Annotated in this window: 10 protein-coding genes and 1 pseudogene; 3 read left to right on the top strand and 8 right to left on the bottom strand. The window is 62.6% G+C overall.

The window, feature by feature from the left end; all coding sequences use genetic code 11:
* Positions 1-57 precede the first annotated feature (57 nt).
* Positions 58-1,071, top strand: coding sequence for an extracellular solute-binding protein (locus OGV19_RS26505; RefSeq protein ID WP_264311368.1), 1,014 nt, complete (start codon positions 58-60; stop codon positions 1,069-1,071).
* Positions 1,071-2,636: an ABC transporter permease gene (locus tag OGV19_RS26500; RefSeq protein WP_264311367.1), complete on the top strand. Its 1,566-nt coding sequence runs from the start codon at positions 1,071-1,073 to the stop codon at positions 2,634-2,636. The genes OGV19_RS26505 and OGV19_RS26500 overlap by 1 nt, the downstream gene beginning before the upstream one ends.
* 7 nt (positions 2,637-2,643) lie before the next feature.
* On the opposite strand, the gene OGV19_RS26495 is transcribed toward OGV19_RS26500, so the two are convergent.
* From OGV19_RS26495 to OGV19_RS27940, 3 genes and pseudogenes are all read right to left on the bottom strand, one after another.
* The gene (locus tag OGV19_RS26495; protein ID WP_264311366.1) at positions 2,644-3,168 is read right to left on the bottom strand and encodes a DUF2867 domain-containing protein; all 525 of its coding nucleotides are present in this window, start codon (positions 3,166-3,168) and stop codon (positions 2,644-2,646) included.
* Positions 3,169-3,312: 144 nt separating this feature from the next.
* Complete coding sequence (locus OGV19_RS27945; RefSeq protein ID WP_413470152.1) at positions 3,313-4,017, bottom strand: methyl-accepting chemotaxis protein; 705 nt, start codon at positions 4,015-4,017, stop codon at positions 3,313-3,315.
* 201 nt (positions 4,018-4,218) lie between these two features.
* Positions 4,219-4,431, bottom strand: a pseudogene (locus OGV19_RS27940) (methyl-accepting chemotaxis protein); the annotation flags it as partial.
* A 1,057-nt stretch (positions 4,432-5,488) separates the two neighbouring features.
* Between OGV19_RS27940 and OGV19_RS26485 the strand changes: the two are divergent.
* Positions 5,489-6,813, top strand: a protein-coding gene (locus tag OGV19_RS26485; RefSeq protein WP_264311364.1) for an IS3 family transposase whose coding sequence is annotated in 2 segments (ribosomal slippage) — positions 5,489-5,929 and positions 5,932-6,813 — 1,323 coding nt in all. Because the reading frame shifts where the segments join, the coding sequence is not laid out codon by codon here.
* A 133-nt stretch (positions 6,814-6,946) separates the two neighbouring features.
* Here OGV19_RS26485 and OGV19_RS26480 read toward each other — a convergent pair.
* The 5 genes from OGV19_RS26480 to hflX all read right to left on the bottom strand — a co-directional run bounded on the left by OGV19_RS26480 (position 6,947) and on the right by hflX (position 13,232).
* The gene (locus OGV19_RS26480) at positions 6,947-8,239 is read right to left on the bottom strand and encodes an adenylosuccinate synthase (protein WP_008095424.1); all 1,293 of its coding nucleotides are present in this window, start codon (positions 8,237-8,239) and stop codon (positions 6,947-6,949) included.
* A 56-nt stretch (positions 8,240-8,295) separates the two neighbouring features.
* Positions 8,296-9,483: an ATP phosphoribosyltransferase regulatory subunit gene (locus OGV19_RS26475; protein ID WP_264311363.1), complete on the bottom strand. Its 1,188-nt coding sequence runs from the start codon at positions 9,481-9,483 to the stop codon at positions 8,296-8,298.
* A gap of 300 nt (positions 9,484-9,783) precedes the next feature.
* On the bottom strand, positions 9,784-10,653 hold the full coding sequence (gene hflC, locus OGV19_RS26470) for a protease modulator HflC (RefSeq protein ID WP_264311362.1): 870 nt from the start codon (positions 10,651-10,653) through the stop codon (positions 9,784-9,786).
* Entirely contained in the window at positions 10,653-11,834 is a 1,182-nt protein-coding gene (gene hflK / locus OGV19_RS26465; protein WP_264311361.1) for an FtsH protease activity modulator HflK, read from the bottom strand. Before hflK ends, hflC begins: the two co-directional genes overlap by 1 nt.
* 96 nt (positions 11,835-11,930) lie before the next feature.
* Positions 11,931-13,232 (bottom strand): ribosome rescue GTPase HflX, encoded by a 1,302-nt coding sequence (gene hflX / locus OGV19_RS26460; RefSeq protein ID WP_264311360.1) that lies wholly within the window; start codon positions 13,230-13,232, stop codon positions 11,931-11,933.
* Positions 13,233-13,237: the final 5 nt, after the last annotated feature.

Genomic DNA, 13,237 nt, shown 5'->3' with positions numbered 1-13,237 from the left:
AACGATTTCGTTTACCATTGTTTCCAAATATGTAGCCGTAAGCGAGGAAGTACCCGCATGACGATCCGTCCGCAACCGCTGATGCGCACCCTGGCCGCCGCTGTACTGAGCCTGGTGATCGGCGCTCCGGCCGCCATGGCAGACGCACCGGTCACACTGACCCTGTACAACGGGCAGCACAAGGAAATCGGCGATGCCATCGCCAAGGCCTACGAGGCCAAGACCGGCATTCACATCAATATCCGCAAGGGCAGCAGCAACCAGCTGGCCAGCCAGATCATCGAAGAAGGCGAGCGCTCGCCGGCCGACATCATCTACACCGAAGAGTCGCCGCCGCTGAACAACCTGGGCGAGCTAGGCCTGCTGGCGAAGATCGACGACGCCACCTTGAACATGCTGCCCAAGGAATACGTGGCTGCCAACGGCACCTGGATGGGCGTCACCGCCCGTACCCGCGTGGTGGTGTTCAACCCCAAGAAAATCGATGAGAAAGACCTGCCGCAATCGGTAATGGACTTCGCCGACCCTGAGTGGGACGGCCGCGTGGGTTTCGTGCCGACCAGCGGTGCCTTCCAGGAACAGGCCGTGGCCATTCTGAAGATGCACGGGCGTGAGGCTGCCGAAGAGTGGCTGACCGGCCTGAAAGCCTTCGGCAAGACCTACACCAACAACATGGTAGCGCTCAAAGCCGTGGAAAAAGGCGAAGTCGCCGCCGTGCTGGTGAACAACTACTACTGGTATGCCCTTGAGCGTGAGCGCGGCAAGCTGGACTCCAAGCTGTACTACCTGGCCGACGGCGATGCCGGTGGCCTGGTGACCATCTCCGGCGCCGCTGCGGTCAAGGCCAGCAAGCATCCCAAGGAAGCCCAGGCCCTGCTCAACTGGATGGCCAGCGAAGAAGGCCAGCGTGTGATCACCCAGACCACCGCCGAATACCCGCTGCACAAGGGCATGATGTCCGACCGTGGCCTGAAGCCGTTCGAAGAGCTGCGCCCGCCGAAGATCTCCCCGGCCGACCTCGGCAATGCCGAAGAAGCCTTGGAACTTGAACGTGAGGTCGGTCTGCTCTGATGACTGCCGCCCTGTCCGAGCCGACGCCGGTACGTTACGTACCGCGCCGCAAGCGCCCCTCGATCTGGGTGGTGCTGCCTGTGCTGTTCCTGGTGGCGATGAGCCTGCTGCCACTGGCGTATGTCGCCCTCAAAGCCTGGGAAGCAGGCTGGCGAGAGGCCCTGCACCTGCTCTGGCGCCCGTTCGTCTGGGGCCTGATGCGCAACACCCTGATGCTCATGTTCGGGGTGACACTGGTGTGCATGGTGGTCGGGCTGGCCCTGGCCTGGCTGCTCGAACGCAGCAACCTGGCGGGCCGCCGACTGTGGGGCGTGGTGCTGTGCTTGCCGTTTGCAGTGCCGTCATTCGTCAGCAGCTTCACCTGGGTATCGCTGAGCTCGGACTTCGAAGGCCTTGGCGGGGCCATCCTGGTCATGGCGCTGTCCAAGTACCCACTGGTGTTCCTGCCGGTGGCGGCCACCCTGCGCAACGTCGATACCTCGCTTGAAGAGTCGGCGCGCACGCTGGGATGCAGCCGCTGGGGCGTGTTCATCAAGGTAACCCTGCCGTTGCTGTGGCCATCGATGCTGGGCGGCGCGTTACTGATCGCCCTGCACATGCTGGTGGAATTTGGTGCACTGTCGATCCTCGGCCTGCAAACCTTCACCACGGCGATCTACCAGCAGTTCGAGCTGGAATTCAGCAACGCCAACGCAGCCATGCTATCGGCCGTGCTGCTGGCGCTGTGCCTGATCATGCTGTGGCTGGAACTGCGTGTGCGCGGCAAGGCCCGTCATGTGCGCATCGGCCAAGGCGTGGCACGCCGCGCGCAACCTGTGCGCCTGCACAGGTGGGCGCCATTGGCGCAGCTGTTCTGCGTGGCCCTGGCGGTGCTGGGCAGCGGTATTCCGCTGGCCATGCTCGGCTACTGGCTGAGTGTCGGCTCGTCGGCGGCCTTCCCGGTCGCAGACATCTCCAAAGCACTGCTCACCTCGCTGTCGGTATCACTGGGTGGCGCGGGCTTCTGCGTACTGCTGGCACTGCCGATCAGCTTCCTGGTGGTGCGCTACAAAGGCCGCCTGGCGATCTGGGCCGAACGCCTGCCCTACCTGCTGCATGCCCTGCCAGGCCTGGTGATCGCGCTGACGCTGGTGTTCTTCGCTTTGCACTACGTGCCGGCGATGTACCAGACCACCGCACTGTTGCTGCTGGCCTACGCGCTGCTGTTCCTGCCGCTGGCCCAGGCTCCGGTGCGCACCGCCTTGAACAAGGCCTCGCCAACGCTCGAAGAAGCCGCCCGCACCCTGGGTGCCAGCAGCTTCACGGCGTTCTGCCGGGTGACCCTGCCGATCATCTTCCCGGCGCTGGCGGCGGCCTTCGCCCTGGTATTTCTCGATGCCATGAAGGAGCTGACCGCTACCCTGCTACTCAGCCCGACCGGCATGACTACCCTGGCCACCGAGGTCTGGGCGCATACCGCCAACGTCGAATTCGCGGCTGCGGCGCCTTACGCGGCCCTGCTGATCGTGGTGTCGGGGTTACCGGTTTATCTGCTGACTACGCGGATGTACCTGAGCAAGCCTTGAAGCAGGCTCAGGCCGCCTTGCGGCCTGAGTTTCGCCGCTCGATATTGCGCAGCATGCGCCGGACGATCGGGCCATGGGCCAGGCCGACCGGCAGCATGTACAGGCGCCCGAACCGGTTGAAGCACTGCACCGAGGTTGTCACGCTCAGCCGCTGCTGGCCTGCCTCCGGCTCAACCAGATCGATGCACACCATGACCGCCAGGTGCGTATCACGAGAGGTCAGCACCAGTTGCTGCTGGCTGATCGCTTCGACGGTGAAAAAGTCCAGGAACTCGCCGACCGCTGGCACTTGGCTGGGGTTGCGCAAGGAGAAACCCTGGATCTCGGTAACGTTGAACCGGCGAGATATGGCATCGCGAAGACGAAAAGCGGTCGCCAGCCAGCCCGGAACGTCCGAGGTCATCGCGCAGTAGGCTTCGAGGGCGGACATCGGGGCGGTTACTGGCACTGAATGGCAGTGAAGAAAATCAAGCTGGGCCGGGCTGGCAAGTAATTGAGCATTCTCGGGGACCCGGGTTAGAGCCGGTGACATGAGCAACTCCCTTTGTCATTTGTCGCCAGCAGCTTAGCAAAGTCAAAGGCCCAGTTAGGAGCGGCCTTGCCGGGGCGCCGGACCGGTCGGAAAGGGCCGCATAGCGGCCCCAGCAATCTCAGCAGCCACGCAAGCCTGAGTTCGTTACGCCCTGAACTGCCCCAGGCTGGCCCGGAGCTGCGCCGCCAGGTCATCCAGCACCTTGCTGCTGGCCGTGGTCTGCATCACCACTTCAGCCGAGCGTTCGGCCTGGGCATGGATAGTCTCCACCCGCCCACGCACCGCTTGCGCACCGTACGCCTGCTGCTCAGCCGCGCGGGTAGCCAGCCCGATCGCCGCATGCACTTGCTCGACCGCCACCTGGACCGACTGCTGGCGGCGCTCGTTTTCGCGCAGCACCAACAACCCTTCGCCGGCCTTGAGCCCCGCCTGGCTGATGGTCGCCACGGCCTCTTTGGCACCTTTTTGCAGGGCGGCGATGTGCGCCTGGATATCCCCCGTCGAACTTTGCGTCTTGCTCGCCAGCGCGCGCACTTCATCGGCCACCACGGCAAAACCGCGCCCCGTCTCACCGGCACGGGCCGCCTCGATGGCCGCATTCAACGCCAGCAAGTTGGTCTGTTCGGCAATGCCGTGGATGACTGTCAGCACCACCTCGATCTGCTCACTTTGCTTGGCCAGCCGTTCGATCACATGGGAGCCGGTCTCCACCTGGCCTGCCAGGCTTTCGATCAAGCCGGCGAGCTGGGTCGAGGTACGGCTGTTCTCATCCGTCGCCTGACGGATATCCACCACCTGTTGCAGTGCAGACTGCATGGCATGGCTCTCGGCCTGGGCCTCATCGGCCATGCTCGACAGATCACGCAGGCTGGCCGCCACTTCATCGCGCTGCAACGCGGCAGCGGCATCGGCACCGGCACTGCGCCGGGCCATGGCGCCAATCTCGACACCGGTACGCTGCGCCACCTCCCCCGCCTCGCGGACGATGGGCTGCAGCTTGTCGACAAAGCGGTTGACCGCCGAGGCCATGTCACCGATCTCGTCGCGGCTGTCGAGGGCGACGCGCTTGGTCAGGTCTCCTTCACCGGCAGCCAGGTCGTTGAGGGCAGCGATCAACAGGCGCAGCTTGCTCAGCACCCTGCGGCCAAGCACCACGGCAACCACCAGCAACACACCCAGGCCCACCAGGACCAGGCCAAGGCCGATGCGCCAGCGCAGTTCGGCGGCGGCCTCGCGCACGGTCTGCGCGGTGTTGGCCTGCATGGCCGTGGCACTGCTCTGCGCCGTCTGCAGCCGTTCGCGCAGGGTCTTGCCACTGTCGGCGGCGGCACCGCCGAGGCTGTCGCCTACCAACTGCTCGCCACTGGCGATCAGGGCGGCGAAGCGCTGGTCGAGGGCCGCAAGCGCCTGATCGACACCGGCGGTCGAAACCCCCATCAATACCTTGCCGATTTCCGCGCCATTGGGGTTGATCGACGCTTCGACAAAATACACCGCCGGGTCGCGGCGAGCCGCATCGATCACCTTGTCCAGCGCCCGCTCGCCCTGCCCCTTGTCCATCAACGCCTGGTTGATCGGGTTTTGCCGGTTGAGGTAGCGGGTCAGGTGCTGGCCCTGGGCGTCGTCGTAAACCACGAACAGCACATTGGGATTGCGCTGGGCGCGGCGTGCGAAGTCGGAGAGCACCGGCACATCGTTGTCCCAGATAGCCCGCGGGGCGACCGAAGCCAGCAGCTCGGCCATGTCGTTGGCAGAATCTTTGAGGTTCTTTTCCAACGTTGTGCGCAGTTGTTGCTGCTCGTCTTGCAGGCGTGCGGACAAACCTGCGCTCAGACGCTGGCGGGTGCTGCTGGACAGGCTGTCGAGCCCGGAGCGCACATCCTGCCCGGCCTGCTCCAGCTCGCTGGCAAGTTTGCGGCTGTCATTGCCCAGCCGCTCGCCCAGGTCGGCCTCCAGAGCGGTGACCGTGCTTCGGGTCAGCGCAACGGCAACCAGCACCTGCACCAAAAGAGCGATACCAAGGGCAACAAACACAGGCCGCAAGAGGCGGCTTCGTAACAGTGAGAGGATGGCAGACACGGTGTAACCCTCGTGTTTTCTGGCGCCACTATTTTGATGGCCACTACAGAAACTTCTTACAGCAAGGGTTGTGCCGGGGGCAGCGGGGATATGTGCCAAGTTTTAGCAAGGTGATTGCCTACACGGGCCTCTTCGCAGGGCAAGCCCGCTCCCACAGTGATCTCCACGGACCTTGCAGCCACTGCAGAGATCCTGGACTGCCCCCAAGAAGTTGGACATCAATCCAACCCTTGGGGGATCTATGGGCAAGTACACCGAGCAGTTCAAGCTCACCGCGATTGCAGCCTACCTTGATGGCAGCAATGGCTTCCGAAAAGTGGCTCGCCACTTTGGCCTTGATTTCAGCCTGCTGCGACGGTGGGTTGCCAGTCATCAGGCCGGCTCCAGCGAAGAGTTCAAGCGCCAGGTGCTGAAGTACATGCATGAACACCGGCTCTCTTTGCGCCAAACTGCGGCACACTTTGATCTCGGACAGTCTTCTCAGATAGGCATTTGGCAGCGGCAGTACTACAGTGGTAGGCCCGCAGCGCCTACTGCCGCCAAACTAAGAAAGCCGAGACCCGTGCCAAAGAAGATTAAGCCAGCCAAGCCCACCGATACCGACGACGCGCAAAAGCCCCGAGAGCAGCTGATGGCTGAGCTCGAGTTTCTGCGTATGGAGAACGCTGTCCTAAAGGAGTTAAAGGCTATGCGGGAGGAGAAGGAGCGAATACAGACGAAAAAGTCCTGATCGTCTGCAAACTCAAGCACAGATTCCCTTTTCCTGACCTTTTGCGGTTGGTCAGATTGGCGCGCAGCACCTTCTACTACCAGGTCAAAAGCCAGCAGCAGCCGGACAAGCATGCTGCGCTCAAAGAGCAGATACAGCGTATCTATTACGAGCAGAAAAAGCGCTACGGCTATCGACGCGTGGCGCTCGCGATCAGAAATAGCGGGACCTTGGTCAACAAGAAGGTCGTTGAGCGACTGATGGCTGAACTCGGTCTGAAATCGGTCGTGCGCCCCAAGAAATACCGCTCCTACCGGGGCGTTGTCGGCAAACTGGCAGCGAACCTCTTGGAGCGCAACTTCGTCGCCCAACGGCCCAACCAAAAATGGGTGACCGACGTAACCGAGTTCAAGGTCGCCGAGCAGAAGCTCTATCTCTCACCCGTGATGGACCTGTACAACGCTGAGATCGTGGCTTACGAAACGGCCAGCCGGCCATGCTACAGCCTGGTTGGGAACATGCTGGACAAGGCGCTTGATGGCCTGGGCGAGAAGCCAAAACTGGTGATCCACTCAGACCAAGGGTGGCACTACCAACAGCCTCAATATCGCCACAAGCTCTACCAGCGCGGCGTAAAGCAGAGCATGTCGCGCAAAGGTAATTGCCTGGACAATGCAGCTATGGAAAGCTTCTTCGGCACACTCAAGTCTGAGTTTTTCCACCTGAAGCGATTTGAAACCGTCGAAGAACTGAAAGCAGGTCTGGATGAGTACATTCACTACTACAACCATGACCGCATCAAGCTAAGACTCAAAGGCCTGAGCCCTGTCGATTACAGGGCCCAGGCGGCTAGCTAAACTGTCCAACTTTCTGGGGGCAGTCCATCCTGTGGGAGCGGGCTTGCCCCGCGAAGAGGCCGGTGCAGGCCTACACATGAAAACGCCGCGATCCCTTTCGGGACCGCGGCGTCAGATCAGCCGTGAAAGCGGATCAGGCGAACGGATGACGCAGCACGATGGTCTCGTTGCGGTCCGGGCCGGTGGAGATGATGTCGATCGGCGCGCCGGTCAGCTCCTCGATGCGCTTGATGTAAGCGCGAGCAGCTTCTGGCAGCTCTTCCAGGGTCTTGGCACCCAGGGTCGACTCGCTCCAGCCTGGCATCTCTTCGTACACCGGCTCCAGGCCGATGTAGCTGTCGGCATCGGAAGGTGCGTCAATGACAGCACCGTTCTCGTTCTTGTAGCCAACGCAGATGTTGATGGTTTCCAGGCCGTCCAGTACGTCCAGCTTGGTCAGGCAGATGCCCGAGATGCTGTTGACGTCGATGGCGCGACGCAGGATGACGGCATCGAACCAGCCGCAACGACGGGCACGGCCGGTGGTCGAACCGAACTCATGGCCGCGCTTGGCCAGGGTGGCGCCAGTCTCGTCGAACAGTTCGGTCGGGAACGGACCGGAGCCGACGCGCGTGGTGTAGGCCTTGGTGATACCGAGGATGTAGTCCAGGTACATCGGGCCAACGCCGGAACCGGTGGAGATACCGCCAGCAGTGGTGTTGGAGCTGGTGACGTACGGGTAGGTACCGTGGTCGATGTCCAGCAACGAGCCCTGGGCACCTTCGAACATGATGTCCTTGCCGGCGCGACGCAGGTTGTGCAGTTCGGCGGTGACGTCGAGCATCATCGGCTTGAGCTGCTCGGCGTAGGCCATGCACTCGTCCAGGGTCTGCTGGAAGTCGATGGCCGGCTCTTTGTAATAGTTCACCAGCTGGAAGTTGTGGTAGTCCAGCAGCTCACCGAGCTTGGCGGCGAAACGCTCACGGTGGAACAGATCGCCAACGCGCAGGCCACGGCGTGCGACCTTGTCTTCGTACGCTGGGCCAATGCCACGGCCGGTGGTGCCGATTTTGGCTTCGCCACGGGCTTTTTCGCGGGCCTGGTCCAGGGCCACGTGGTACGACAGAATCAGCGGAGCAGCAGGGCTGATACGCAGGCGCTCGCGCACCGGTACACCCTTCTCTTCCAGCTTGGTGATTTCACGCATCAGGGCATCTGGAGCAACGACCACGCCGTTGCCGATCAGGCACTGAACGCCTTCACGCAGGATGCCGGACGGAATCAGGTGCAGAACGGTTTTTTCACCGTTGATCACCAGGGTGTGGCCCGCGTTGTGGCCACCCTGGTAGCGCACTACGGCGGCAGCATGTTCGGTCAGCAGATCGACGATCTTGCCTTTGCCCTCATCACCCCATTGGGTGCCCAGGACGACGACATTCTTACCCATTACATTGGTCCTCATTCACGCAAACTTGGTTGCCGGCCTACTGCCGACGCAGAAACTCAATGGGTCAGCGGCAGTACCTGCCAGCGCCCGTCTTGCTGAATCAATTGCCGATCACAATCCGCCTCGAGAGCAGCACTCAACGGCTGGCCAGGCAGAGCCTGAACCACACGCTGGCCCTCGTTGCGCAACTGGCAGACCTGCTGCCAGAGGGCCGCGTCGCCACTGTCGGGCATCCAGATGCCGCCAGTTGGCAATACGACCTCCGCTCGCCCCAGTGTGACCAGGGTCTTCAAATCCGTGGAGAATCCGGTGGCCGGGCGTGCCCGGCCAAAATCGGCGCCGATGTCGTCATAGCGCCCGCCCTGGGCGATCGATTGACCTTCGCCCGGCACGAACACGGCGAACACCACACCGGTGTGGTAGTTGTAACCGCGCAGCTCGCCCAGGTCGAAATACAGCGGCAGGTCCGGGTAGCGCGACGCCAGGCGATCGGCGATCGCCAGCAGGTCGTCCAGCGCCGCCAGTACGCTGGCCGGGGCACGGCCCAGGCGCACGCGGGCTTCGGCCAGCACTTCACGGCCACCGCACAGCTCGACCAGGGCGCGCAGCATGTTGCCCAAGTCCTTCGGCAAGTCGGCGGTCAGTGCCTGCACTTCATCGACCGACTTGCGCTGCAGGGCGTCGAACAGCTGTTGCTCGACCGCGCCCGACAGGCCAGCGGCACGCGCCAGGCCACGGTAGATGCCGACATGGCCGAGGTCCATGTGCACGTCCGCCACGTCGGTCAGTTGCAGCGTGGCGAGCATCAGGCTGATGACTTCGACATCGCTGGTGGGGCTGGCGTCGCCGTACAGCTCGGCACCCAGCTGAATCGGGCTGCGCGAGGTGGACAGGGCACGCGGCTGGGCATGCAGCACGCTGCCGGCATAGCACAGGCGGCTCGGGCCTTCACGGCGCAGGGTGTGGGCGTCGATGCGCGCCACCTGCGGGGTGAAGTCGGCGCGAAAGCCCATCAGGCGACCGGACTGCGGGTCGACCACCTTGAAGGTGCGCTGATCCAGGTCCTGGCCGGCGCCGGTCAACAGCGACTCCAGGTACTCGATATGCGGGGTGACGACCAGTTCGTAGCCCCAACTCTGGAACAGGTCCAACACCTGGCGACGCGCGATCTCGATACGCGCAGCCTCAGGTGGCAGTACTTCCTCGATGCCATCTGGCAGCAGCCAGCGGTCTACCGTTGCCATTACGCCATTTCCCCTCTGGTCCGGGCGGCCTGCCTGTGGCGAGCCGTCAGTAAAGCAGGTATCGCGCACAGCAGCGGGCAGCACTGATCCCAGCGCAGCCACCGTACCCAATACCCTCGAATTGCCTTGCGCACTGACCAAACCGTCAACTGGCGGCTTGCCAATCAACCTTGCAGACGCAAAAAAGCCGGGAAATTTCCCGGCTGCCTCATCATACACCCCTTTTCATTCAGGATGCACCCCGCCTGGTGTTTTAGCTGCCAGGCGGGGCGTTACCCCAACAAAAACGGGCTCAGAGCATCAAGGCTTGCTCTTGTCCAGGTAACGGAAGAACTCGTTCTTCGGGTCCAGGACAAGCACGTCGCTCTTGCTGGAGAAGCTCTCGCGATACGCCTGCAGGCTACGGTGGAACGCATAGAAATCAGCGTCCTGGCTGTAGGCCTTGGCGTAGATGGCAGCCGCCTGGGCGTCACCATCACCGCGGGTTTCTTCAGCTTCGCGATAGGCTTCGGCCAACAGTACACGACGCTGACGATCGGCATCCGCACGGATACCTTCGGCCAGTTCGTTACCCTTGGCGCGATGCTCGCGGGCTTCACGCTCACGCTCGGTGCTCATACGGTCGAACACGCTGCGGTTGACTTCCTTCGGCAGGTCGATGGCCTTGACGCGAACGTCGACAACCTCGATACCCAGCTCCTTGTTGGCCATGCGGTTCAGCGAAGCGGTGATGTCAGCCATCAGCGCGTCACGCTCACCGGATACCACCTCGTGCAAGGTACGTTTACCGAACTGGTCACGCAGGCCGCTTTCCAAACGACGCGACAGACGCTCGTCGGCGATCTGCTTGAGGCCGGAAGTGGCGGTGTAGAAGCGCTCGGCATCCTTGACGCGCCACTTGGCGTAGGCGTCGACCATGACCGCTTTCTTCTCCAGCGTGAGGAACCGCTGGGTCGGAGCATCAAGGGTCATCAGACGGGCGTCGAACTTGCGCACCTGGTTCACATAAGGAACCTTCACATGCAGGCCTGGCTGGACATCCGCCTGGACCACACGACCGAATTGCAGCAGCACGGCACGTTCGGTCTGCGCCACGATGTAGAAGCAGTTCCAGGCCACCACGGCCAGCACCACAGCGGCGATCAGGGCGATCAGCGATCTATTGCTCATCAGCGGCTCTCCCTAGTGCGCAGCGGCTGTTGTTGCTGTTGCAGGTCCTGCGCCGCACGCGCGGCCGCATCGTTGACCGACGCAGACACGCTGCTGGTCGGTGCGGACGTGTTGCGGCTGCCTTCGACCATCTTGTCCAGCGGCAGGTAGAGCAGGTTGTTCTGCCCGTCCTTGGTTGCCACCATGACCTTGCTCGAGTTGCTGTAAACCTCTTGCATGGTTTCCAGGTACAGACGCTGACGGGTGACGTCAGGTGCCTTGTGATACTCGGTAACCAGCTTGGTGAAGCGATCCGCCTCACCCTTGGCGCGGGCAATCACTTCGTCGCGGTAACCGTTGGCGTCCTCGATGATGCGCTGGGCCTGACCACGGGCTTCCGGCACCACGCCATTGGCGTAGGACTCGGCCTGGTTGCGGGCACGTTGCTCATCTTCACGGGCGCGGATCACGTCGTCGAAGGCTTCCTGCACTTCACGCGGGGCTGCCGCGCTCTGTACGTTGACCTGGGTGACGGTGATACCGGTACGGTAGTTGTCGAGGAAACGCTGCAGGCGCTCGCGGATATCCACGGCCATCTGCTCACGGCCTTCGGTCAGCACCTGGTCCATCGAGGTGGAACCCACCACGTGGCGCAGGGCGCTGTCGGTCGCATGCTGCAGGCTCACCTCGGGCTGGTCGACGTTGAGCACGAAGTCCTGCAGGTTGGTGATCTTGTACTGGACGGTCAGCGGCACCTCGACGATGTTCTCGTCTTCGGTCAGCATCTGCCCCTGCTTGGTGTAGGCACGCTCACGCGTGACGTTTTCCAGGTACTTGCGATCAATCGGCGGGAAGTAGATGTTCAGGCCGGGACCTACCGTCTCGTAGTACTTGCCGAAGCGCAGCACCACGGCCTGCTCCTGCTCGTCGACCACGTACACGGCACTGTACAGCCAGATTGCAGCCAGCACCGCCAGGCCAATGCCCAGCAGGCCGTAGCCGCCACCCTTGCCGACACTGCGGTCACCGCCGCCACGTTTCTTGCCGCTGCCGAACATGCCGTTCAGGCTGTCCTGCAGTTTGCGGAAGGCCTCGTCCAGATCCGGCGGACCTTTCTTGTCACCACCGCCGCCACCGCCACCACGGCGGCCGCCCCAGGGATCCTGATTGTTCGAGTTGCCACCCGGCTCGTTCCAAGCCATAGCGCTCTCCATCTGATAAAGCAAAGACGCGCCCACGGCGCGCCGTCCAATGCTACAGAATGCCTGTCACTGCTGCCCGGCGACCTCGACGAGCATTTATTGCAAAGTGTGTTGCTCGACAAACACTTGCGGCTCCATGCCTTCGCGACTGACCAGACGATTCAACTCGACCCTGGGCAGTCGCACGCTCAGCAGGCTGCGCCCTTCTTCATCATGCTCTTCACTCTGCACGGCACCCAAGGCAAAGAATTGCGCGCGCAAGCGGGCAAAACGCTGCTCCAGGCACAGGGTGCCGACAAACAGATCATCCCCCAGCAACTCGGCAATCGCCTGGCCAACCAGCTCCAGGCCACGTCCATCTCGTGCCGATACCCAGACCCGCTCCGGCTTGCCATCGGCATCGCGCTGGATCTGCGGCTCGACATCTTCAAGCAGGTCGAGTTTGTTATAGACCTCGAGGATCGGCAAGCCTTCGGCACCGATCTCGCCCAATACCGCCAGAACCTGTTCGATCTGCTCCATGCGGTCCGGCTCATGCGCATCGATCACATGCAGCAGCAGGTCGGAGTTGCTCGACTCTTCGAGCGTAGCCCGAAAAGCCTCGACCAGCTTGTGCGGCAGGTGGCGAATGAAACCGACGGTGTCGGCCAGCACGATCGGCCCAAGGTCGTCCAGTTCGAGCCGGCGCAGGGTCGGGTCGAGGGTGGCGAAGAGCTGGTCGGCGGCGTAGACATCGGATTGGGTCAGGGCGTTGAACAGGGTGGACTTGCCGGCGTTGGTGTAACCCACCAGCGAAACCGACGGGATATCGGCGCGGCGTCGGCCGCGACGGGCCTGCTCGCGCTGGCTGCGCACCTTCTCCAGGCGTGCCTTGATCTGACGCAGGCGCACCCGCAGCAGACGGCGGTCGGTTTCAAGCTGGGTTTCCCCCGGGCCGCGCAGGCCGATACCGCCTTTTTGCCGCTCAAGGTGGGTCCAGCCGCGTACCAGCCGCGTGCTCATGTGCTCGAGCTGGGCCAGTTCGACCTGCAGCTTGCCTTCATGGGTACGCGCCCGCTGGGCGAAAATATCGAGAATCAGGCCGGTGCGATCAAGCACGCGACACTCGAAGACACGTTCGAGGTTGCGTTCCTGGCTAGGCGTGAGGGTGTGATTGAATATCACCAGGTCTACCTCATCGGCGTTGACCAGGTCGCGCAGTTCTTCGACCTTGCCGCTGCCAATCAGGTATTTGGCCGTAGGCTGATGCCGTGACACGGTCACCAGCGAGACGATGTCCGCCCCGGCCGACAAAGCCAACTCCTGAAACTCCTGCGGGTCTTCGCGCGCCTCAGGGTTCTGACCTTCCAAGTGAACGAGCAGCGCCCGTTCACCACCACCGTGGCGCTCAAAGAACAATGCAG

Origin of the sequence: Pseudomonas putida (assembly GCF_025905425.1) — a bacterium.
Classification (GTDB): domain Bacteria; phylum Pseudomonadota; class Gammaproteobacteria; order Pseudomonadales; family Pseudomonadaceae; genus Aquipseudomonas; species Aquipseudomonas putida_AF.
The sequence above is the reverse complement of the archived record's forward strand: the minus strand, read 5'-3'. Positions and strand labels throughout refer to the sequence as shown.